This is a genomic window from Salinicola acroporae (assembly GCF_003206615.1).
Lineage (GTDB): Bacteria > Pseudomonadota > Gammaproteobacteria > Pseudomonadales > Halomonadaceae > Salinicola > Salinicola acroporae.
Genome location: NZ_PZJW01000006.1, coordinates 252,454 through 272,959 on the forward strand (window position 1 = coordinate 252,454; position 20,506 = coordinate 272,959).

Annotated in this window: 15 protein-coding genes; 8 read left to right on the forward strand and 7 right to left on the reverse strand. The window is 64.2% G+C overall.

The annotated features are described in order from the left end of the window. The first annotated feature begins 3 nt into the window (after positions 1-3). The 6 genes from DOM54_RS10530 (at position 4) to DOM54_RS10555 (ending at position 8,134) form a co-directional block, all read left to right on the forward strand. A complete protein-coding gene (locus DOM54_RS10530; protein WP_110716275.1) occupies positions 4-1,194 on the forward strand; it encodes a glycosyltransferase in 1,191 nt (396 codons plus the stop codon). Continuing rightward, positions 1,191-2,315, forward strand: coding sequence for a glycosyltransferase family 4 protein (locus DOM54_RS10535; RefSeq protein ID WP_110716276.1), 1,125 nt, complete (start codon positions 1,191-1,193; stop codon positions 2,313-2,315). The genes DOM54_RS10530 and DOM54_RS10535 overlap by 4 nt, the downstream gene beginning before the upstream one ends. Positions 2,316-2,458: 143 nt before the next feature. After that, the gene (locus DOM54_RS10540) at positions 2,459-3,808 is read left to right on the forward strand and encodes an undecaprenyl-phosphate glucose phosphotransferase (protein ID WP_110716277.1); all 1,350 of its coding nucleotides are present in this window, start codon (positions 2,459-2,461) and stop codon (positions 3,806-3,808) included. Positions 3,809-3,917: 109 nt separating this feature from the next. Beyond that, a complete protein-coding gene (locus DOM54_RS10545; protein WP_240613855.1) occupies positions 3,918-5,231 on the forward strand; it encodes an O-antigen ligase family protein in 1,314 nt (437 codons plus the stop codon). A gap of 91 nt (positions 5,232-5,322) precedes the next feature. Next, positions 5,323-6,678 carry a UDP-glucose dehydrogenase family protein gene (locus DOM54_RS10550; protein WP_110716278.1) on the forward strand — a complete coding sequence of 452 codons (1,356 nt, stop codon included), beginning with the start codon at positions 5,323-5,325 and terminating at the stop codon, positions 6,676-6,678. 49 nt (positions 6,679-6,727) lie between these two features. Next, complete coding sequence (locus DOM54_RS10555; RefSeq protein ID WP_110716279.1) at positions 6,728-8,134, forward strand: mannose-1-phosphate guanylyltransferase/mannose-6-phosphate isomerase; 1,407 nt, start codon at positions 6,728-6,730, stop codon at positions 8,132-8,134. Here the strand turns inward: DOM54_RS10555 and DOM54_RS10560 are convergent, their stop codons facing one another. The 3 genes from DOM54_RS10560 to DOM54_RS10570 form a co-directional block, all read right to left on the reverse strand. Beyond that, positions 8,135-9,520 carry a mechanosensitive ion channel family protein gene (locus DOM54_RS10560; RefSeq protein WP_240613856.1) on the reverse strand — a complete coding sequence of 462 codons (1,386 nt, stop codon included), beginning with the start codon at positions 9,518-9,520 and terminating at the stop codon, positions 8,135-8,137. 163 nt (positions 9,521-9,683) lie between these two features. After that, on the reverse strand, positions 9,684-10,670 hold the full coding sequence (locus DOM54_RS10565; protein WP_110716280.1) for a Bug family tripartite tricarboxylate transporter substrate binding protein: 987 nt from the start codon (positions 10,668-10,670) through the stop codon (positions 9,684-9,686). Positions 10,671-10,837: 167 nt separating this feature from the next. Further along, positions 10,838-11,785, reverse strand: coding sequence for a LysR family transcriptional regulator (locus DOM54_RS10570; protein WP_110716281.1), 948 nt, complete (start codon positions 11,783-11,785; stop codon positions 10,838-10,840). Positions 11,786-11,971: 186 nt separating this feature from the next. Between DOM54_RS10570 and DOM54_RS10575 the strand changes: the two genes are divergently transcribed. Continuing rightward, positions 11,972-13,189 carry a CaiB/BaiF CoA transferase family protein gene (locus DOM54_RS10575; protein ID WP_110716658.1) on the forward strand — a complete coding sequence of 406 codons (1,218 nt, stop codon included), beginning with the start codon at positions 11,972-11,974 and terminating at the stop codon, positions 13,187-13,189. Then, positions 13,189-14,130, forward strand: coding sequence for a hydroxymethylglutaryl-CoA lyase (locus tag DOM54_RS10580; protein WP_110716282.1), 942 nt, complete (start codon positions 13,189-13,191; stop codon positions 14,128-14,130). Before DOM54_RS10575 ends, DOM54_RS10580 begins: the two co-directional genes overlap by 1 nt. 6 nt (positions 14,131-14,136) lie before the next feature. Here the strand turns inward: DOM54_RS10580 and guaD are convergent, their stop codons facing one another. From guaD to xdhA, 4 genes are read right to left on the reverse strand one after another with little or no spacing between them, the layout of a single operon-like run. Next, positions 14,137-15,462, reverse strand: a complete 1,326-nt coding sequence (gene guaD, locus DOM54_RS10585; RefSeq protein ID WP_420852742.1) for a guanine deaminase — start codon at positions 15,460-15,462, stop codon at positions 14,137-14,139. A gap of 2 nt (positions 15,463-15,464) precedes the next feature. Next, on the reverse strand, positions 15,465-16,421 hold the full coding sequence (gene xdhC, locus DOM54_RS10590) for a xanthine dehydrogenase accessory protein XdhC (protein WP_110716284.1): 957 nt from the start codon (positions 16,419-16,421) through the stop codon (positions 15,465-15,467). Next, positions 16,418-18,901, reverse strand: a complete 2,484-nt coding sequence (gene xdhB / locus DOM54_RS10595) for a xanthine dehydrogenase molybdopterin binding subunit (protein WP_110716285.1) — start codon at positions 18,899-18,901, stop codon at positions 16,418-16,420. Before xdhB ends, xdhC begins: the two co-directional genes overlap by 4 nt. Then, complete coding sequence (xdhA, locus tag DOM54_RS10600; RefSeq protein ID WP_110716659.1) at positions 18,885-20,348, reverse strand: xanthine dehydrogenase small subunit; 1,464 nt, start codon at positions 20,346-20,348, stop codon at positions 18,885-18,887. Before xdhA ends, xdhB begins: the two co-directional genes overlap by 17 nt. Between the last annotated feature and the right edge of the window lie 158 nt (positions 20,349-20,506).

A 20,506-nucleotide genomic window follows, 5' to 3' on the forward strand; every position in this document is an offset into this window, starting at 1 on the left:
GTCATGGAGAAGTTCGACATTGTGATGTTGTCGACAGCAGACTGGGACAATCCGTTCTGGACCAACAAGCAGCATGTCGCTCGTGAACTGGCGAGGCGAGGGCATCGGGTGTTCTACATCAATTCGCTGGGATTGCGCCAACCCAGTTTCAATCGCTCCGACATGAAGCGTATCGCCGCCAGATTGAAGTCTTTCTTCTCGCGGCCCAGGCATGTCGAGGAGAACGTGATCGTCTGGTCGCCGATCGTCATACCATTGCAGAGGTTTTCTCTCGTGCGCCGCATCAATCGGCTCTCTCTGGGGCTGATGATTCGTCTTCTGACGCGATGTCATGGATTTCGGAACCCCGTGCTCTGGACATACAATCCGCTGACGCTGCGCCTGCTGGATATTTCCCGATACCGATTTCTCATCTATCACTGTGTCGACGAGATCAAGGCGCAGCCGGATATGCCGGTTCTCATCCTCGAAGAGTCCGAGAAGAGACTGGTGGAGGAATCCGACGTGGTGTTCGTCACCGCGCCCAGGCTCTTCGAGACCCGGCAGCGGTGGAACGACAAGACGTGGTTCTTCCCCAACGTGGCCGACTATCGTCACTTCTCCCGGGCGAGCGAGCCCTCGACGCCCGTTTCTCCCGTCGTGGCGCGCCTCGACAAGCCGGTGATAGGTTTCGTCGGGGCGATCAGTGGTTACAAGGTGGATTTCCCGTTGCTCGAGCATCTGGCGCTCTCCCGCCCGGACTACCAGATCGTCCTGGTGGGCAAGATCGGGGAGGGCGATCCCTACACGGATATCAGCCGCCTCGAAGCGCTTCCTAATGTCCACTTCCCGGGGCCGGCGGCCTATGCCGACCTGCCTGGCATCCTCAAGGGATTCGATGTGGCGATCCTGCCCAGCCTGCTGAACGATTACACCGCCAATATGTTCCCGATGAAGTTCTTCGAGTATCTGGCTGCAGGGAAACCGGTCGTCGCGACGAGGCTGGAAGCGCTATCCGAATTCCAGGAAATGGTCTTCATGGCGGAAGGAGAAGGGGATTTCGTACGCCAGGTCGACCGTGCCCTCGACGAGAACCGCGACGAGAGTATCGATGCTCGTCAGCGATTGGCCCGCGAATATACCTACGAATCCAGGACGTCGAGCATGCTGGATCTTGTCAGGCATGAGATGACTGAAAAAGAGAGTTCCCAATGAAAGTTGCGCTGATATCGGACTGGCTCGTCTCGTACGCCGGTTCCGAGAAGGTCGAGGAAGCCATTCTGGGGCTGTTTCCTCAAGCCGATGTCTTTACCTGTGTCTTCAATCGCGAAGCATTCAAGGGAACCGGCTTCGAAAAGGTCCGGGTGACGGAGTCGTTCATCGCCCGATTGCCTGGTGCGCTGAAGCATTATCAGAAATACCTGCCGCTGATGCCGCTGGCCGTGGAGCAGTTCGACCTGTCCGCCTACGATGTCGTGATATCGAGCTCGCATGCAGTGGCCAAGGGGGTTCTCACTGGGCCGGATCAGCTTCATATCTGCTACTGCCATACCCCCATTCGTTACGCGTGGGATTTTCAACACCAGTATCTGAACGAGTCGGGGATGGGGCGCGGCCCGAAAGGTTGGCTCGCGCGCTATCTGCTGCATCGGTTTCGAATCTGGGACGTACGCACGGCGCATGGCGTCGACCATTTCATCGCCAATTCCCGTTATATCGGCCGGCGCATCCGCAAGGTCTACGGCCGGGATGCCGATGTCATCTATCCGAATGTCGCCGTCAATGATTTTTCGCTGGTGCCCGAGAAGGAGTCGTTCTACCTGGCGGCGTCACGCCTGGTCCCCTACAAGCGGATCGACTTGGTGGTCGAGGCGTTTTCCCAGATGCCGGACCGTCAGCTTGTGGTGATCGGGGAGGGCGATCAGGAGGACAAGATTCGGCGAATGCTGACCCCCAATATCACATTCCTCGGCCATCAGCCTTTTGCGGAGCTCCGTGGTTACCTGCAGCGTGCCAAGGCTTTCGTGTTCGCCGCCGAGGAGGATTTCGGCATCATGCCGATCGAGGCGCAGGCCTGTGGCACGCCGGTGATTGCCTATGCGCGCGGTGGCGCGCTGGAGACCGTTCAGAACGGTAAGACGGGCATCCACTTCGATCGCCAGACACCGCAATCAATCCGTGAAGCGGTCGAAAATTTCGAGACAAAAGGGGTATCATTCGGCGCCTCCGAAATCCGGCAGCATGCCGAGAGCTTCTCGCGTGAACGATTCGATCGGGAAATGGAGGCGTTCGTTCTGGAGCGATGGGGTGCCTTGAAGATGAGGCGGGGATTTTAGGCGGGGCGGCCGAGTTTTGGCTGTCGGTCACCAGTGACGGCGACTGACAGATGAGCGCTGTTCTCATCGGAAGTTGTGAGGATGGGGAGAGGATAATGTCGCCTGCAGAGGAGAGGTCGCGGCCCCGAGGTCACGACTGGTTGATGGCCCTGCTGTCTCGCGGGGCGGATTTCTGTGCCGTGCTGTTGGCCGGGTGGATCGCCTACGCGTGGCGATTCGATAGCGTGGTCGTCCACTACGAACGATACCAGTGGGCGCTCCTGGTGGGTGGCCTGATCCAGCTTTGGCTGTTCCCGCTGTTCGGGCTCTACCGCTCCTGGCGGGGACGTCGCTGGCTGGCCATGGTCGCCAAGCTCCTGGCGGGCTATCTGGCCTGGGGCGTGGCACTTGCCGTGGTGATGTTCGCGTTCCAGCTGTTCGACTACTCGCGTATCTGGCTGCTGGGATGGATGTTGCTGGCCTTCGCGCTCTCCACGAGCGCCCGCGGGATCGCCTATCCGTTGATCACCCGGCTGCGCAAGCATGGCCGGAACCAGCGCAAGGTATTGCTGATCGGCGACGCTTCTTCGTGTCGCAACGCTTTCTATGCGCTGCGCAGGGACCCCGGGCAAGGGTTCGATGTCGCTCGCGTTCTGGTCCTGGACTACGGCCTCCGCCGGCGACTCAAGAAATACCAGGGCGTCGTCGATAACTACGAGTTCGGACGACGTATCACGGTCGAGGAGGAGGAAGTCTGGGTATGTCTGCCACTGTCACGTGGGAATGATGCGCATCGCATCATCGACGCGCTGGATACGGTCACTGCCAATATCCGGTTGATGCCGAACCTGTCGGATCTGCGCTTGATCAATCACAGCACATCGGTCATCGCCGGGCAGCATCTCATCGACGTGTGCTGTTCGCCGATGACAGGATGGCGGCGCATGAAGAAGCGCATATTGGATGTGGTGCTGTCCAGTCTGATCCTGGTGACGATCGCGCCCCTGCTCCTGATTCTGGCGCTGGGGGTGAGAGTCAGCTCCCGGGGGCCGATCTTTTATCGGCAGGAGCGTGTCAGTTGGAATGGGCGGCCGTTCTGGATGCTGAAGTTTCGCTCCATGCACGTCGATACCGAGCAATCCGGTGTGGATTGGGGCGGGGCGAGGAACAAGTCGACGACCCGCTTCGGGGCCTTATTGAGGCGGACCAGCCTTGATGAGCTGCCGCAGTTCATCAACGTGCTTCGCGGAGACATGTCCATCGTCGGTCCGCGGCCGGAGCGCACGATATTCGTCGAGCGATTCAAGCACGAGATACCGGGCTACATGCAGAAGCACATGGTCAAGGCCGGCATTACCGGATGGGCCCAGATCAACGGCTGGCGTGGCGACACGGATCTCAACAAGCGGATCGAGTACGATCTCTGGTATATCGAGAACTGGTCGCTGTGGCTCGACCTGAAAATCATTCTGCTGACGTTCTTCCGGGGGTTCACGAATCCCCACGCCTATTGAGGCCGGTCGATTGGCGAGATACCCGTGAAGGGTCGTTTCGAGATGGGTGAGTTTGTGACGCCGCCGCTGCGGCGTTTTCTTTTTCAAGTGAAAGGCATGAGGGAAAGGGATGGGTTGGTACTGCCCTAGGGGACTCTGGTGGTTGGGCTTTTCATTGGTACTGGTCTATGCCGCCCTGGGAATCGCTGCGCATTCGCTGAAGGATGTCATCGAGCCTTACATGGCGTTCCTGGGGCTGGCGTCGTTACTGGTGTTCGGAGGTTGGCGGCGCAAAAGCGGGGCGTTGGTCCTGCTGGTGGCGATCTGCCTGGTCCAGGTCGTCAGTTGGTGGCTCGCCATCGCCGATCATCCACAATGGGCCAGGCCCAACCCCGATACGGAAAGAATGGCAAAGCTGTTCATCTTCGTCGCCATCGCCTGGTGGTTGAAAGGAAACCTGCGTCATCTCTTCTGGGTGTGGGGCCTCGCGCTGGTGGCCTTTCTGCTGACGACGGTTGTTTACCCCGAGGGGCGTGAATCATGGGTCCTCGGCTTGCAGGGGGAGCGCGTTGGGTTCGGTATCCAGAACAATCAGCATGCCTCGATGCTGTTCGGTGTCGCGCTGCTGGGGCTCTGTATCTTTGCCCGGCGGTTCTGTTGGTCGGGTGGGTTTCGTCTGGGCCGCGCGGGCCTCTGGGCCGGGATGACCCTGATGGTGCTGGTGGGGATTCTGTTCGGCCAGACCCGGGCCGTCTGGTTGGCGCTTTTACTCTCCTTGGTCGTGGTCTTGTTTGTGCTCGGGGTTTACGCCAAGAAACGCTATCGGGTCCGGCTGCTGAACCGGCTGACCGTGGGCATCGGCGCCGGGCTGCTTCTGGCGGGTGCGATCGTCACGATGTTGTTCGGCCATGTGCTGACCGACCGGGCGCTGGCGGAAGACCAGATCATTGCGCAGTTGCTGTCGGGGCGGCTGGACACGTTGCCCTACAGCAGCATCGGCATTCGCATCCACTCCTGGGTCGCGGCCACCCAGTGGATCGGCGAACGGCCCTGGATCGGCTGGGGCAGCAACGGGCGCGAGCTGGTGATCGAGCACACGCCATGGCTGCCGGAGTACGTGAAAACCCACTTCGGTCATCTTCACAATTTCTTGTTGGAGACGTTGGTCAATTACGGCTTCCTGGGGCTCGCCTGCATGATCGGATTGATAGCCTGGGTCGGAACCATCACCTGGCGAGCCTGGTCACGGGGTGATATGCCCAGCGACGTGGCGCTGTTTGCGGTGGCGTTCTTCTGCTATTGGCTGATCGTCAATCAATTCGAGTCTTACCTCTCGTTCTGGACCGGCATTTATGTCCATAACCTGATCGTAGGGGGACTGGTCACGCTTTATTGGCGTTCACCAGCCGACCCGAGCCGCGTCGTCGAAAACCGATTACCATAGGCCACAATCGTATAGTGGCGAGTGCGATGCATAGGCAGGAAGGCGATGTGGCGGCTCGCGCTTTTTTCATCCGATGGTTGAAGGGACAGCAATGCGAATCACGATTTTCGGTACCGGATATGTTGGCTTGGTCACCGGAGCCTGTCTGGCCGATGCGGGCCATGACGTCATGTGCATGGATATCGATGAGCAGAAGGTCGCCCGGCTCAAGCAGGGCGAGATTCCGATCTACGAACCCGGGCTGGAGACGCTGGTCACCGAGAACGTTGGCCAGCAGCGGCTGCTGTTCACCACCGACGCCGCGGAAGCGGTGGCGTTCGGCACGCTGCAGTTCATTGCCGTGGGCACGCCGCCGGACGAGGATGGCAGTGCCGACCTGCAGTACGTGCTGGCGGTGGCCAAGACCATCGGCCAGCACATGGAGGAGTACAAGGTCGTGGTCGACAAGTCCACGGTGCCTGTCGGTACCGCGGATCGGGTTCACGAGGCCATCGCCGGGACCCTGGGCGAGCGCGGCGTCGCGCTCGACTTCGATGTCTGCTCGAATCCGGAATTTCTGAAGGAAGGGGCCGCTATCGAGGATTTCACCCATGGCGCCCGCATCGTCGTGGGTACCGACTCGGAGCGGGTCAAAACGCTGATGCGCGAGTGTTATGCGCCCTATAACCGGCGTGTCGAGAAACTGATGTTCATGGACGTGCGCAGCGCGGAGCTGACCAAGTACGCCGCCAATGCGATGCTGGCGACCAAGATCAGTTTCATGAACGAGATCGCGAACCTCGCCGAGCGGTTGGGGGCGGATATCGAACAGGTTCGCCGAGGGATCGGCAGCGACCCGCGGATCGGCTACCACTTTATCTATCCCGGTTGCGGTTATGGCGGCTCCTGCTTCCCGAAGGACGTCCAGGCGCTGGCGCGGACCGCCAGCCAGATCGGCTACGATCCGCAATTGCTCAATGCCGTCGAGGCGGTCAACGACCGCCAGAAGTCGACCCTGTTCGACAAGCTCGGCCAGGCGTTCGACGGGCAACTGGACGGCAAGACGGTGGCGGTCTGGGGGCTGGCGTTCAAGCCCAATACCGACGACATGCGCGAAGCCCCGAGTCGCCACCTGATGGAAGCGCTCTGGGCCGCTGGCGCCAAGGTTAGGGCGTACGACCCGGAAGCCATGGAGGAGTGTCGACGCATTTACGGCGAGCGCGACGATCTGACGCTGGTCGGGGGGCGCGACGAGGCGCTGCAGGAAGCGGATGCGCTGGTGATCTGCACCGAATGGAAATCCTTCCGGACGGTGGATTTTGCTCATCTTCAGCGCACGCTGCGGACCCCGGTCATCGTGGATGGCCGCAACCTGTTCGAGCCTGAGCAGGTGCGTGCCGCCGGCCTGCTCTATTTTGCGGTGGGCCGTGGTGATTCGCTACGCATCAGCGGCCGTCCGGCGCATTGAGCGCCTGACCATGCCCAGCCCCACAAGCGAGCGCGAAGGAGAGGCAAGGATGCTCATACCCGTGGTATTGGCCGGCGGTGCCGGCACGCGTCTGTGGCCGATGTCCCGCGCGAGTCACCCCAAACAGTTTCTGCCCATCACCGGGCGTCGCAGCATGCTGGTGGAGACACTGGCGCGGTTCGATTCGCTGTCACCGGCGGCGCCGATCGTCGTCTGCCAGGATGCGCACCGCTTCCTGGTGGCCGAGCAGCTGCGCGAGGCGGGTATGACCGGCGATATCCTGCTCGAGCCGGCGCTGCGCAATACCGCGCCGGCGATTGCCCTGGCGGCGTTACAGGCCATTGACCGGGACGCCAATGCGCTGATGCTGGTCTTGCCGGCCGATCACGCGGTGGCCGACCCGCAGGCGCTGATCGCGGCGATCGCGCCGGCGCGGACAGCGGCGGAGCAGGGCAGGTTGGTGACGTTCGGCGTGTCGCCGACGCGGGCGGAAACCGGTTACGGCTATATCGAGGCCGCGGAGACTCCAAGTGCCGATAGCGCGGTGCCGATTCGGCGTTTCGTCGAGAAGCCGGATGCCAAGACCGCGCAGTCCTACCTCGACAGTGGCCGCTATCTCTGGAACAGCGGCATGTTCCTGATGCGGGCGGATCGTTACCTGCAAGCCCTCGAGCGCCAGCGGCCGGCCATGCTATCGGCGGTGAAGTCGGCCTGGGAAGCACGTCAGGTCGATCTCGATTTCCTGAGGGTGGGGGTGGACGCCTTCAGCGCCTGCGAGGCCGAGTCGATCGATTATGCCGTGATGGAGGACGCCCCGGACGCCAGCGTGGTGGCGCTGGATGCCGGTTGGTCGGATGTCGGCTCCTGGCAGTCGCTGTGGGAAATCTCTGCCAGGGACGAGGATGACAACGCGCTGCGTGGGGATGTGATCGCCGACGGCGTGACCGGGAGTTTGATCCATAGCGAGAGCCGTCTGGTGGCGGCGATCGGCGTGAGGGACCTGATGATCGTCGAGACGCCGGACGCAGTGATGGTGGCGCATCGCGACGCGTCACAGGCGGTCAAGCGCGTTGCCGAGACGCTCAAGCGCCAGCATCGTACCGAGTGGGACCAGCATCGCCGGGTCCACCGTCCCTGGGGCAGCTACGATGGCGTGCATGCCGCCGAGCGGTACCAGGTCAAGCAGATCAGCGTGCGGCCGGGTGGCCGGCTGTCGCTCCAGAAGCATTTTCATCGCGCTGAGCACTGGATCGTGGTGCGTGGTACGGCGCGGGTGACGCGGGGCGAGGAGACCTTCCTGCTGGAGGAGAATCAGTCGACCTATATCCCGCTGGGGGTGGTCCATCGTCTCGAGAACCCCGGCAAGATCGAGCTGGAGCTGATCGAAGTCCAGAGTGGCAGCTACCTCGGCGAGGACGATATCGAGCGCTTCGACGACGTCTATCGCCGGGAGTGATCACTGGGCCGGCCCGGCCCTGCTGCCCTGGTCGTCGGCCCCCGCGGTTCTCGTTGTCGCCGGGTCCGATGGCTTGTTGCCGCCATCGCGCTGGGGGACGTCCAGACGCAGGGTCGGCAGATACTCGGGGTAGTTCCCGCAGATGAAGTCGATCAGGCCTTCCCGGATCTCGCAGCGCAGATCGAAGGTATTGGGGCCGCCGCTGCTGCTGATCAGTACACGTAGCTGCTTGTTGCGCTCGGTCATCTCCAGCATCTGTACCTTGCAGACGCGTCCGGTCCAGAATGGCGAGGCCTCGGCGATTCGCTGGCACTCGGCCCTTAGCGGCTCCATCGGCATGTGGTAGTCGACGTAGAGAATGACGACGCCGATCAGGTCCTTGTCGCGGCGGGTCCAGTTCTCGAAGGGGTGGTCGACGAAATAGGTGATCGGCAACACGACCCGGCGCCAATCCCAGGTCCTCACCACCGCGTAGGTGAGCGTCAACTCTTCTACCCAGCCCCACTCGCCCTCGACGATGACCGAATCGTTCAACTGGATCGGCTGGGTAAGGGCGATCTGTATGCCGGCGATCAGGTTGCCCAGTACCTTCTGCGCCGAGAAACCCAGCACCACACCCAGGATCCCGGCGGAAGCGAGGATGCTGGCGCCCAGTTGGCGGACTTTCTCGAACACCATCAGCATCGAGGCGAGTGCCAGAATGACGATGATGAAATTGATCAGTTTTCGCAGCACGGTGATCTGCGTGTGCACCTTGCGCGCGACCGCGTCCTCGTCATCGAACTTGTAGCGCTCGCTCAATGCCCGCTCGCTGATGTTGATCCCGTGAATCAGCACGCCGGCGATGCTGCCGATCAGTATCAGGCTGGTCAGGTCGTGCAGCGCCGCATCGAGGCTGGCCGAGGTGATGAAGACCGGGAACAGCGAAAACAGCACGAAGATCGGGATCAGTGCGGCCAGACAGCGCGCCATGAACGGCACCAGGAAACGTTCCAGTATCGAGGTCCGCGAATTCCCCCAGCGATCCATGGTGGCGACCAGTCGCCGGCACAGGCGAATCAACAGCCAGACGCCGAGCAGTGCGGCACAGAAGTGCGCCACCGTCATGATCAGCGCGTGGCCCTCGACGCCGTTCGGAACCAGAAAGCGGGCCGCGCCGAAGAGTCCGTAGACCCAGAGCACGCCCACCAGCGGCGGATGGACGGCCTTGGCGGTGGTGCCGAGTAGGGAGTAGCGGCTGTCACCGAGTCTTCGCAGCCGGAAGTGCACATACTTGAGCAAGGCATGGGCGGCGATGGTGACGGCGATGATGATCGCCGCCGTGAGCCAGAATGGCAGCGCATCGAGCCACGCCGCCATCGTCGTATCGATGACTGATGCCTTCATGGAGGAGCCTGTTGTTGCTGTTGTCGACTTCTTCCAGCTTAGGCGTTCTGGCTACAACTTTCGTCGGGTGATGCACTTTTCTCCGATAGGACCGTCGCTGAACTGGCGATACGGCGAACGGCGCTCGCGCGGCGGCTCCCGCGAGCGCCGGACGTCCGCCAGTTTACTGGGAGAGCCCGATCTGGCGCGAGATGTCGTCGATCTGGGCGATCTGGTCGTTGACGAATGTCGTGAAGGCTTCGCCATGCATTTCGAACGGCATCAGGCCGTTCTGTGTCATGACGCTTTTCCACTCATCACTGTTGTAAAGCGTGTCGATGGTGTCGACCCACCAGTCGTAGGCGTCGTCGGAAACCTCTGCTGGCATGTAGAAACCACGCCAGTTGGGGGCGATGGTATCGATTCCCTGCTCACGCGCCGTTGGCCACTCGTGCAGTTTGCCGGGCAGGCGCTCCTCGGAGAGGATCGCCAGGGGCCGCAGGTCACCGGATTCTATGAAGCTGATCACTTCCGAGATGTCGCCGGTGAAGGCATCGACGTGGCCTCCCAGGGTCTGGGTCACCGCCTCGCCGCCGCCGTTGTAACCGAGGTAGGGGATGCGCGCCAGATCGTCGACGCCCGCGGCATCGGCCGCCATCAGCAGCTTGAGGTGATCCCAGCCGCCGGTCGCGGTGCCACCGGTAAAGGTCAGTGCCCTGGGATTCTCCTTCAGCGCCTTCATGACGTCGGAGAGTGATTGGTACGGCGAATCGGCGGCGACGGCGATGACCCCGTAGTCCGCGCCCAGCGTTCCGATCCAGTTGACCATGCTGGCGTCCATCCCGGGAAACTGGCCGCGAGCCAGGCCGGTCGTGGTCACGGTGCTGGCGGCGACGATCAGGTTCTCCTGGCCGGCACGTTTCTGGACCACGTGGGAGAAACCGACACCGCCACTGGCACCGGGCATGTTGGTGGTCTGGACGTTGCCGTCCACCAGCTCGAGGTCGCTGAGCACTCGCCCCACGGAGCGGCAGGTAAAGTCCCAGCCGCCGCCGGGGTTGGCGGGCGCGATGCAGTCCACCTTTCCGCTTTGCTCGAAAGCCTGGGAGGCGCTGGCGGCGCTCCAGAGCAAGCCGCCCACGATGAGCGTCTTGAGTTGAGGTTTGATCATGGCGCGTTCCTCTTCATCTTGTTATCGATCGGCAGGGGGAAACCTGTCTGCTGTGCCTGGCCACCGGGCGGGCAGGAATGACAGCAGACGGTGAAGGACTGTAGCGAGGGGCGCCGATGGGAAAAATTGGTTTCTGGGCAAGCAAGGCTTCGTGCTTTTCGAAGGGTTTACACCTTCGTCGCAATGATCGTGCCGGCTCGGGTCTCGCTGGCTTCGAGTTCTCTGGTCCCTGCGCCGACCAGATGGTCGACCATCTGGCGGGCGATCAGCGGCAGAGCGTCCAGGTCGCGGACACCGATGACCAGCTCGCGCTCTGCCCACTCGTCGATCAGCGGGACCGTCGCCAGGGATAGGCTCTCTCGATAGGCGGCGACGGCCCGGGCGGGCAGAATGCCGATTCCCATGCCTCGGTCGATCATGCGGCAGATGCCCTCGAAGCTGCGTACCTGAATGCGCATTCGCAGTGGCCGGGACAGTCTCTGGGAATCCTGGTGTAGCAGGGCGTGGAGCGACGAGTCCTGCTCCAGCCCGATGAAGTCGTGATCCAGGGTCTCGGCGAACGCCAGCCGTTGTCGGCTCGCCAGCGGGTGGTCCCGTGCAGTGACCAGCACCAGCCGGTCCCGCCGGTAGGGCTGGATCGCAAGGCCGTCGGCGGGAATGTGCGCGGAGAAGATGCCGATGTCGGTGAGGCCGTCGCGAACGGCCGTGATGATCTCGTGGCTCAGGCGCTCCTGCATGTCGATGCGAATCTGCGGATAGCGCCAGGTGAAGTCGCTCAGGTCGTCGGGCAGGAACTCGATCACCGCAGAGGTGTTGGCGTGCAGCCGCACGTGCCCGCGGATTCCCACGCTGTACTCGCTGAGATCGGCGTTGAGGTGGTCTAGGCTATCCAGCATGTGACGGGCATGGTGGAGCAGCGCATGGCCGGCGGGTGTTAGCTCGACGCCGCGCGGGCGCCGATAGAGCAGGGTGGTCGAGAGCTGGGTCTCAAGGTCGCTGATACGCTTGCTCACCGCCGCCAGGGCCAGGTGCTCCCGTTCGGCGGCGCGGGTCAGGCTCCGCAGGTCGGCGATGGCGACGAACAGCTTGAGTGTAATGAAGTCGAGTCGCTTCATGATGAGGATGTCCGTTTGGCGACGGGGATGTGGCCACTCTAGCGTTCGCGATGGACGAAGCCTAGCTTGACGATCGCCTAATTGTGGCGGCCCGTGGGCTGGGTCACGCTGCCGCTATCGAGAAACGATCATGATGGCAGCGATTCCAGCGAGGCGGTGCCGATGCACGTGACGGAGGAGAGCGATATGGCTGCCAGCGACGACGCGCAGGCGCTAGCGGGACTCAAGGTGGTGGAACTGGGGCAACTGATTGCGGGGCCCTTCGCCAGCAAGCTGCTCGGCGAATTCGGTGCGGACGTGATCAAGATCGAACCGCCGGGCACGGGCGACCCGCTGCGCAAGTGGCGCGTGCTGAAGGACGGCACTTCGCTGTGGTGGCACGTGCAGACCCGCAACAAGCGATCGCTGGCGCTGGACCTGCGCTCGGAGGAGGGGCAGGAGATCGTGCGTCGGCTGGTCGACGAGGCGGATATCGTGATCGAGAACTTCCGTCCCGGCACACTAGAGAAGTGGGGGTTGGGCTGGGAAACGCTGAGCGAGCGCAATCCCGGCCTGATCATGGTGCGTATCTCCGGTTACGGACAGACCGGCCCCTATCGCGATCGACCGGGATTCGGCGTCATCGGCGAGGCGATGGGCGGGCTGCGCTATCTCTCAGGGCACCCCGACCAGCCCTCGGTGCGGGTCGGCATCAGCATCGGCGATTCGCTGTCGGCGCTCTACGGCATCATCGGAGCCCTGCTGGCCCTGCAGGAGCGCCACCGCAGTGGCCGGGGGCAGTATATCGATGTGGCGCTCTACGAATCGGTCTTCGCGATGATGGAAAGCCTGATTCCCGAGTACGACGGTGCCGAGGTGATCCGCGAACCCAGCGGCAGCGCCTTGCCGGGGATCACGCCTTCCAATGCCTATCCCTGTGCGTCGGGCGATGGTGATAGCGAGGAGTACGTGCTGATCGCCGGTAACGGCGACAGTATCTTCAAGCGCCTGATGACGGCGATCGGCCGCCAGGACCTGGCCGATGATCCGCGCTTCGCCCACAACGATGGCCGAAGTCGACACGCCGACCTGATCGATGGGGCCATTGCCGACTGGACCCGACGCCACCGTCGCGACTACGTGCTCGACGTGCTGGAGAGCGCTCACGTACCGGTGGGTTATCCTTACACCGCCAAGGATATCGTCAGCGACCCTCACTACCTGGCCCGGGAGATGATCGAGACCATTCGGCTGGGCGATGGCGAATCGCTCAAGGTGCCTGGCGTGTTGCCCAAGCTGAGCCGGACGCCGGGTCGTATCCAGGGCGGCGGCCCGGCACTGGGCCAGCACACCCGGGACGTGCTCGACGAGCTCGGCATCGACCGCGAGACCCAGGCGAAGATGCGCGAACGAGGAGTGATCTGATGACGACGACGCCTACACAGTCCGGCATTACCGTCAATGACGTGGCGCCGCGAGACGGTCTCCAGATCGAATCGCGGTTCGTTCCCACGGAGGAGAAGATTCGGCTGATCGACGCGCTTTCCCGTACCGGCCTGGCAAAGATCGAGGCCACCTCGTTCACCTCGCCAAAGGCGATTCCCAATCTGCGCGATGCCGAGGAGGTCATGCGCGGTATCGAGCGGGTGCCGGGAGTCGACTACGTGGTGCTGGTCCCCAACGAGAAGGGGGCCGAGCGCGCGCTCGCCTGCGGGGTCGACGAAATCAACCTGGTGCTGTCCGCCAGCGACAGCCACGGCCGTGCCAACCTTCGCATGACCGCGGAACAGTCGCTCGAGCGCTTTGCCAACATTCTGGAGATCACCAGGGGAAGCGACGTCTTCGTCAACGCCTCGATCTCGACGGCATTCGGCTGCCCGTTCGAAGGCGAGGTGCCGTTCAAGCGGGTGCTGTCGATCACCGAGAAGCTGCTGGCGCTGGGCGTCCAGGGGATCACTCTCTGCGACACCACCGGGATGGCCAATCCGCGCCAGGTCGCCGATCTGAGCCGCGAGACGTTGAGCCGCTGGCCGTGGCTGCCGGTGACGCTTCATGTCCACAACACCCGTGGGATGGGGTTGGCCAACGCCCTGGTCGCGTGGCAGAGCGGGATCACTCGCTTCGATGCCGCGCTGGGTGGCCTGGGCGGCTGTCCCTACGCGCCGGGGGCCACCGGCAACGTCTGCACCGAGGACCTGGTCCACATGTTCGAGCAGATGGGCGTGGAGACCGGCGTCGACCTCGATCGGCTGATCGCCGCCGCCGAGTTGCTGCCGGCGATGATCGGCCACGACGTGCCGGGTCAGGTGGTCAAGGCCGGCACCTCGGATCGCCGCTATCCGCTGCCGGAGACCGCCAACGGCTGAGCGCCGTCAGGCCGCTGCCGCGTCGCGCTGATGGGCTAGGCGGCCGTTGGCCCAGGTCGCCGCCACCGTACGGTCGTCGCCCAGCATCATCAGCGCGAACAGGCGCTCGGACAGGGTCGTGGCCTGGGATAGCCGGCGCGCCATCAACGGGGTGGATTCGGGGTCGAGAACGGCGATATCCGCCTCGAATCCCTGCTGCAGGCAGCCGATCTTGTCATCGAGGTGCAGCGCCCGGGCATTGCCCAGAGTGAGCCGGTAGAACCCCTGCCAACCGGTCAGTGGCTGGCCCAGCAGCGCTCCCACCTGATACGCCCCCTGCAGCGTGCCGAGGCCGGACAGCGAGGTACCGCCGCCGACATCGCTGGCCAGCGAGGTGGCCAGCCCGGCATCGCGGCAGGCCAGGCGATCCATCAGCCCGCTGCCGAGGAACAGGTTCGAGGTCGGGCAGAAGGCGATATTGGCGCCACCCTGCGCCAGCCGTCGGCGCTGCCCCTCGTCGAGATGAATGCCATGGGCGAAGGTGCTGCGCGGGCCGACGAGTCCATGGCGCTCGTAGACATCGAGATAGTCACGAGTTTCCGGAAACAGCTCGGCCACCCAGGCGATCTCGCCGCGATTCTCCGACAGGTGGGTCTGCAGATAGAGATCGGGGGCATTGCGCAGCACGCCGCCCACGGCGTCGAGCTGCTCGCGGGTCGAGGTCGGGGCGAACCGTGGGGTCAGGGTGTAGGCGAGACGGTCGCGTCCATGCCAGTCGGCAATCAGCCGCTCGCTGTCGCGAACGCCGCCCAGGGTGTCGTCGGTCAAGGCGTCCGGCGCATGGCGATCCATCAGTACCTTGCCGGCGATCATGCGCAACTGGCGACGTTGGGCCGCCGCGAAGAAGCTGTCCACCGAGACCGGATGCGAGGAACAGAATACCTGCGCGGTGGTGGTGCCGACCCGCAGCATCTCGTCGAGGAAACGCTCGGCCCCGGCCTGGGCGTGTCCGGCGTCGGCGAACCGGCATTCGGCAGGAAAGGTGTAGTCGTTGAGCCAGTCGAGCAACTCGCGGCCATAGGACGCCATGATGTCGAGCTGAACGTAATGGACGTGGCTATCGATGAAGCCAGGCATCATCAGCTTGTCGCGGTAGTCGACGATCTCGACCCCGGCCGGTAACCGATCGGCGAGCACATCGAAGGGTTCGACGGCGTGAATGTGGCCGTCGACGATCCAGATCGCGCCGTCCTCGAGATAGCGGGTGGTGCCGGTCAACGGCACGGCATCCTCGCCGGGGTCGTCGAGGCAGGTGAATAGCGGACCGCGAAGCAGACGTTGATGATTTTTCATGGTCATTCTCTGGCGGAATCTCTCGAATGGACGGTGTCGATCGGCTCGGCGCTTGAAAAGGCGGACCGAAGTCGGTCCGGCGCCGCGCCCCGTTGTACCGGTACGCTTTCCGGCGGGCGTTGGTCGGCCAGCAGTTCGGCGGCAACGCTGATCGCGATCTCGCGAGGGCGCTTGCTGGCGGTGGAGACCAGGCCGATGGGGCAGCGAATCCGCGCCAGCGTGGCGTCATCGAATCCGGCGGCGGTCAAGCGCGAGCGAAAGCTGGCCCATTTGCTGTTCGAGCCGATCATGCCGATCGAGCGCAATGCCCCGCCGCCCGAGTTCGTTCGGGATAACAGTGCCGCGACAAGATCCCGGTCCTGGGCGTGGTCGTGGGTCATCACCAGCACGTGAGCATTCGGGGGGATAGCCGCCACGGCCCGTGCCACGCCCTCGGCATCCGCCGCCAGCGTCAGGGGGCGGACCCGGTCAGGGTAGCGGTCGTGAGGGTGCCGGGGCGGAAACGCCTCCGCGCGACTGTCGTACCAGTCGATTCGCCAGGGCAGTGGCGCGAGCAGTTCGACCAGGGCCTGGCCGACATGGCCGGCACCGAACAGCGTCAGGTGGCTTTCGGCGCCGGCGAAGACCTCGATCAAGACATGCACGAACCCGCCACAGCACTGCCCGGAGCGGCCGCCCAGCGGAAACGCCTCGAGATGGGTGCCTGTCGCCACGGGGGTGGCCGCCAGATGCCGCCGGGCGGTCTCGATCACTTGCTGCTCGAAATGGCCGCCACCCAGCGTATCGATGACCGCCGTCGAGGTAACCACCAGCTTGGCGCCGGGTTCCCGCGGGGTCGAGCCGGCAGCGCCGACGACGCTGGCGAGCACGTGAGAGACGCCGCACTCCTGCAGGCGGTGCAGCGCGGCGTGCCAGCTTTCGTGGTGGTCTCGGGCGTCGTGAGCCTGGTCGGTGCTCATCGTGGAATCCCGGCGTTCACCTGCGCGGCGCGTAGCGCCTCGGCCGCCATCAGTACCCGCTCCGGCGTGGCAGGAGTATCCAGCGACGGACTGGCGCGATAGCCGGTCAGGCTCGAGAGTGCATCGCGCAGCGCCGACCAGACCGAGATGCCGAGCATGAATGGCGGCTCGCCCACGGCCTTGGAGCGATAGATGCTGGCCTGGGAGTTGGGATGGCCCTCGAGCAGTTCGACATTGAAGATGGGTGGCAGGTCGCCGAAGGTCGGGATCTTGTAGGTGGCGGGGCCGTCGGTCAGCAGCCTGCCGTCGTCGTTCCACTTCAGCTCCTCGCTGGTCAGCCAGCCCATGCCCTGAACGAAACCGCCCTCGACCTGACCCAGATCGATGGCCGGATTGAGCGAGTCGCCGACATCGTGAAGGATATCGACGCGCTCGACCCGATACTCCCCGCTCAGGGTATCGACGCGGACCTCGCTGACCCCGGCGCCGTAGGCAAAATAGTAGAAAGGCCGGCCCTGGCCGGTGTCGCGGTCGTAGTGGATCAGGGGCGTGGCGTAGAACCCGGTTGCCGATAGCGAGATGCGTCCGAGATAAGCCGCCTGCACCAGGTCCCCCCACGCTACCCGCTGATGCACGTCGCCGACGCCGGAGACCAGTTCGCCATCGACGAGACGCAGCCCCTCGCGATCCAGGCGATAGTGGTCGGCGGCGAAGTCGAGCAGACGCTGGCGGATCTGCGCGGCGGCGTCGCGGGCGGCCATGCCGTTGAGGTCGGCACCGCTGGAGGCCGCGGTGGGCGAAGTGTTGGGTACCTTGTCGGTACGGGTGGCGCTGATGCGTACCGAGTCGAAATCGAGCCCCAGCTCGCGGGCAACCACCTGGCAGATCTTGGTGTGCAGGCCCTGGCCCATCTCGGTGCCGCCATGGTTGATCATCACGCTGCCGTCGGTGTAGACGTGAAGCAGGGCACCCGCCTGGTTGAGGTGCTTGGCGGTGAAGGAGATGCCGAACTTGACCGGCGTCAGCGCCAGGCCGCGCTTGATCACGGCGCTTTCGCGATTGAACGCGGTGATCTCGTCGCGGCGCCGCCAGTAGTCGCTGCTGCGCTCCAGACGCTCGATGATCTCCAGCATCAACGGATGCTGGTCGACCTGCTGGCCGTAGTGGGTGGTGTCGCGACCGCTGCGATAGAGATTGCGCTTGCGCACGGTCAACGGGTCCTGGCCGACATGGCGGGCGATGTCGTCCATCGCGAGTTCGGCGACCATCATCCCCTGGGGGCCGCCGAAACCGCGAAACGCCGTGTTCGAGGCGGTATGGGTACGCGCCCGATGGCCGGTCACGCGTGCGGCCCCCAGCGAGTAAGCGTTATCGGCGTGGAACATGGCGCGGTCGACCACCGCTTCGGAGAGATCCGGCGAGTGGCCGCAGTCGCCGATCAGGGTGATGTCGCCGCCGAGGATCACGCCGTCGTCGTCGAAACCCAGGCGATAGCGATTGTGAAACGGATGGCGCTTGCCGGTAGCGCGGGTATCGTCGGCACGCGGCAGGCGCAGGCGAACGGCGCGGCCGGTTCGCCTCGCCAGCAGTGCCGCGACGCAAGCCCAGGGCGCGGCCTGGGTCTCCTTGCCGCCGAAGCCGCCGCCCATGCGGCGATTTTCCACCGTCACTGCGTGGAAGGGGATATCCAGCACCTCGGCGACCAGCTTCTGGGTCTCGCTGGGGTGCTGGTTGGAGGTATGGACGACGACGCCCTCATCCTCGCTGGGCACGACCAGGCAGGCCTGGCCCTCGAGGTAGAAGTGTTCCTGGCCGCCGACGAACTGTTCGGCCTCGAGCACATGGGGCGCGCGCTCCAGCGCCTGCTGCCAATCCCCGCTGATCTGCCGGTGCGTGGGGCGCACGAACTCGCTGGCCTCGGCGGCGGCCACGGGATCGAAGCGGGGCGGCAGCGGCTCGATCTCGACCACTGCCGCCTTTACCGCGCGGCGTGCCTCGAGGTAACTGGTGGCGGCCACGGCGAACAGCGGCTGGCCGACATAGCTGACTTCCTCGTCGGCAAACATGGGGTCGCCGGGAAATACCGGACCGATATCGCGATGCCCGGGAATATGCTGCGTCGTGATCACGTCGACGACGCCGGGCATTTCTCGCACCGCGTCGAGGTCGAGACGGATCACCCGGCCATGGGCCACCTCGCTCAGTCCCACCATGGCGTGCAGCGTATCGCCGGGCGCCGGCAGGTCGTCGATATAGCGGGCGCGTCCGGTGACATGCTTGATGGCGCTCTCGTGAGCCTGGGAGTGACGGGCAGTCTCTCGTGTCGGCTGTGGGCTGACAGTGTCGCGGGCAACCGGTTCGTCGCCTTCGAGCCGGCCGATCTCCGCGCCTTTCGCCCGGTCGGAATCGGCCAGGGCATCCGGCACGGCATCGGAGGCGGCGCGCGCCGATCGATATCGCTTTTCAGTGAGCGTACGCATCGAGTGTCACCTCCTGCGTCGGTTCGTCCAGGTCGACTCGGGCGAGTGTCAGTCGCCAACGTTCGAGCAGGTTGGCCGCGGCGGTGGAGCGGTAGTCGCGGGAGCCACGGGCGTCGCTCATTGGCGTGAGTGATTGGTGGAGTGCCCGCCTGGCGGCGTCGAAGCTCTCTTTGTCGGGCGCCTTGCCCTCCAGTGCGGCCTCCACGGCAGTGACTCTCAGCGGGATCGCCGCCATGCCACCGTAGGCGACGCGGACGTCCCGCAGCACGCCGTCCTGCAACCGCCAACGAAAGGCGCCCAGTAGTGTCGAGATGTCGTCCTCGCGCCGCTTGGAGAGCTTCCAGACGCGCTGTTCGTAGCCGTCGCCGGGTTTTGGGAAAAAGATGGCGGCGATACACTCGCCGGGAGCGAGAGCGGTCTGCTTGTAGTCGAGGAAGAACGACGCCAGCGGGATCTCCCGAATTCCATTCGGTCCGGCGAGACGCAGGGTCGCGTCCAGTGTCAGCAGCACGGGCGGCGTATCGCCAATGGGGGATGCGTTGGCGATATTGCCGCCGACGGTGGCCCGGTTGCGGATCTGGGCCGAGCCCAGTCGGGTCAGGAGATGCGCGAAAGCGGGATAATGGGCTTCCAGCAGCGGCTCCCACTCGCGATAGGTGACTGCCGCACCCACCCACCAGCCGTCCGCGACTTCCTCGATCTGGCGCAGCTCGTCGACCTGGCGCAGATCGATCACGGCGTCGAACCGCGCGAGCCGCTGGGTGATTTCGAGCCAGAGATCGGTGGCGCCGGCGACCAGCCTGGCCTCGGGATGGCGCTGCATGGCGGTGATGAGTTCGGCGAGCGTCGTCGGCGTGAAATAGCCGCTCTGGTCCCCGTCGGTCACTGTCGGGGAGAGATCGTGAATTACCCGCTCGAAGGCGGGATCCTCCGCCCAGGGTGGGCGAGTGTCGGTGCGTTCACCCATGCTATGGGCGGCGTCGCGTATCGGCCGGTAGCCTGTACAGCGACACAGATTGCCGCCAAGTGCCGCTTCCAGCCGGTGATCGTCCAGCTCTTGCCGGGGGAGCACCCGCTGCTGTTCGTGCAGCGCGAACAGCGACATCACGATGCCGGGGGTGCAGAACCCGCATTGACTGCCATGGCACGCTACCATCGACGCTTGGGCCGGATGCAGCGCATCGCCCCGAGCCAGGCCCTCCACGGTCACCAGATGAGCGCCCTGCAACTGATGGGCCGGGGTGATGCAGGCATTCAAGGTGTGATAGGCCATCGCGCCCTCGTCGTCGGGCCGGGCGATGGCGACGGTGCACGCGCCGCAATCTCCGGAAGCGCAACCCTCCTTGGTGCCATGCTGCGCGAGAGGACCCCGCAACAGCTCGAGTATGCTGGTGCCGGGCGCGGCGGCCAGCCGCCGATGCTGGCCGTTGAGGAAGAATTCGATCATGGGGAGCCTGCCGTTGTCATTGTGCGGGGTGCCGTCTGCCGGCAACCTTGCAGGATAAATCCTGACCGATCGGTCAGCTTTGTATAGCCTCTTCGATTCCGGCCGTGATGGCAAGTGCTCTCTACCGGGGCCGAAACGGGTCCACCGGCAGACAACCC

Coding starts and splice junctions, on each gene's coding strand:
- DOM54_RS10530 (WP_110716275.1), top strand. CDS start 4: ATGGAGAAGTTCGACATTGTGATGTTGTCGACAGCAGACTGGGACAAT.
- DOM54_RS10535 (WP_110716276.1), top strand. CDS start 1,191: ATGAAAGTTGCGCTGATATCGGACTGGCTCGTCTCGTACGCCGGTTCC.
- DOM54_RS10540 (WP_110716277.1), top strand. CDS start 2,459: ATGGCCCTGCTGTCTCGCGGGGCGGATTTCTGTGCCGTGCTGTTGGCC.
- DOM54_RS10545 (WP_240613855.1), top strand. CDS start 3,918: ATGGGTTGGTACTGCCCTAGGGGACTCTGGTGGTTGGGCTTTTCATTG.
- DOM54_RS10550 (WP_110716278.1), top strand. CDS start 5,323: ATGCGAATCACGATTTTCGGTACCGGATATGTTGGCTTGGTCACCGGA.
- DOM54_RS10555 (WP_110716279.1), top strand. CDS start 6,728: ATGCTCATACCCGTGGTATTGGCCGGCGGTGCCGGCACGCGTCTGTGG.
- DOM54_RS10560 (WP_240613856.1), bottom strand. CDS start 9,520: ATGAAGGCATCAGTCATCGATACGACGATGGCGGCGTGGCTCGATGCG.
- DOM54_RS10565 (WP_110716280.1), bottom strand. CDS start 10,670: ATGATCAAACCTCAACTCAAGACGCTCATCGTGGGCGGCTTGCTCTGG.
- DOM54_RS10570 (WP_110716281.1), bottom strand. CDS start 11,785: ATGAAGCGACTCGACTTCATTACACTCAAGCTGTTCGTCGCCATCGCC.
- DOM54_RS10575 (WP_110716658.1), top strand. CDS start 11,972: ATGGCTGCCAGCGACGACGCGCAGGCGCTAGCGGGACTCAAGGTGGTG.
- DOM54_RS10580 (WP_110716282.1), top strand. CDS start 13,189: ATGACGACGACGCCTACACAGTCCGGCATTACCGTCAATGACGTGGCG.
- guaD (WP_420852742.1), bottom strand. CDS start 15,462: ATGAAAAATCATCAACGTCTGCTTCGCGGTCCGCTATTCACCTGCCTC.
- xdhC (WP_110716284.1), bottom strand. CDS start 16,421: ATGAGCACCGACCAGGCTCACGACGCCCGAGACCACCACGAAAGCTGG.
- xdhB (WP_110716285.1), bottom strand. CDS start 18,901: ATGCGTACGCTCACTGAAAAGCGATATCGATCGGCGCGCGCCGCCTCC.
- xdhA (WP_110716659.1), bottom strand. CDS start 20,348: ATGATCGAATTCTTCCTCAACGGCCAGCATCGGCGGCTGGCCGCCGCG.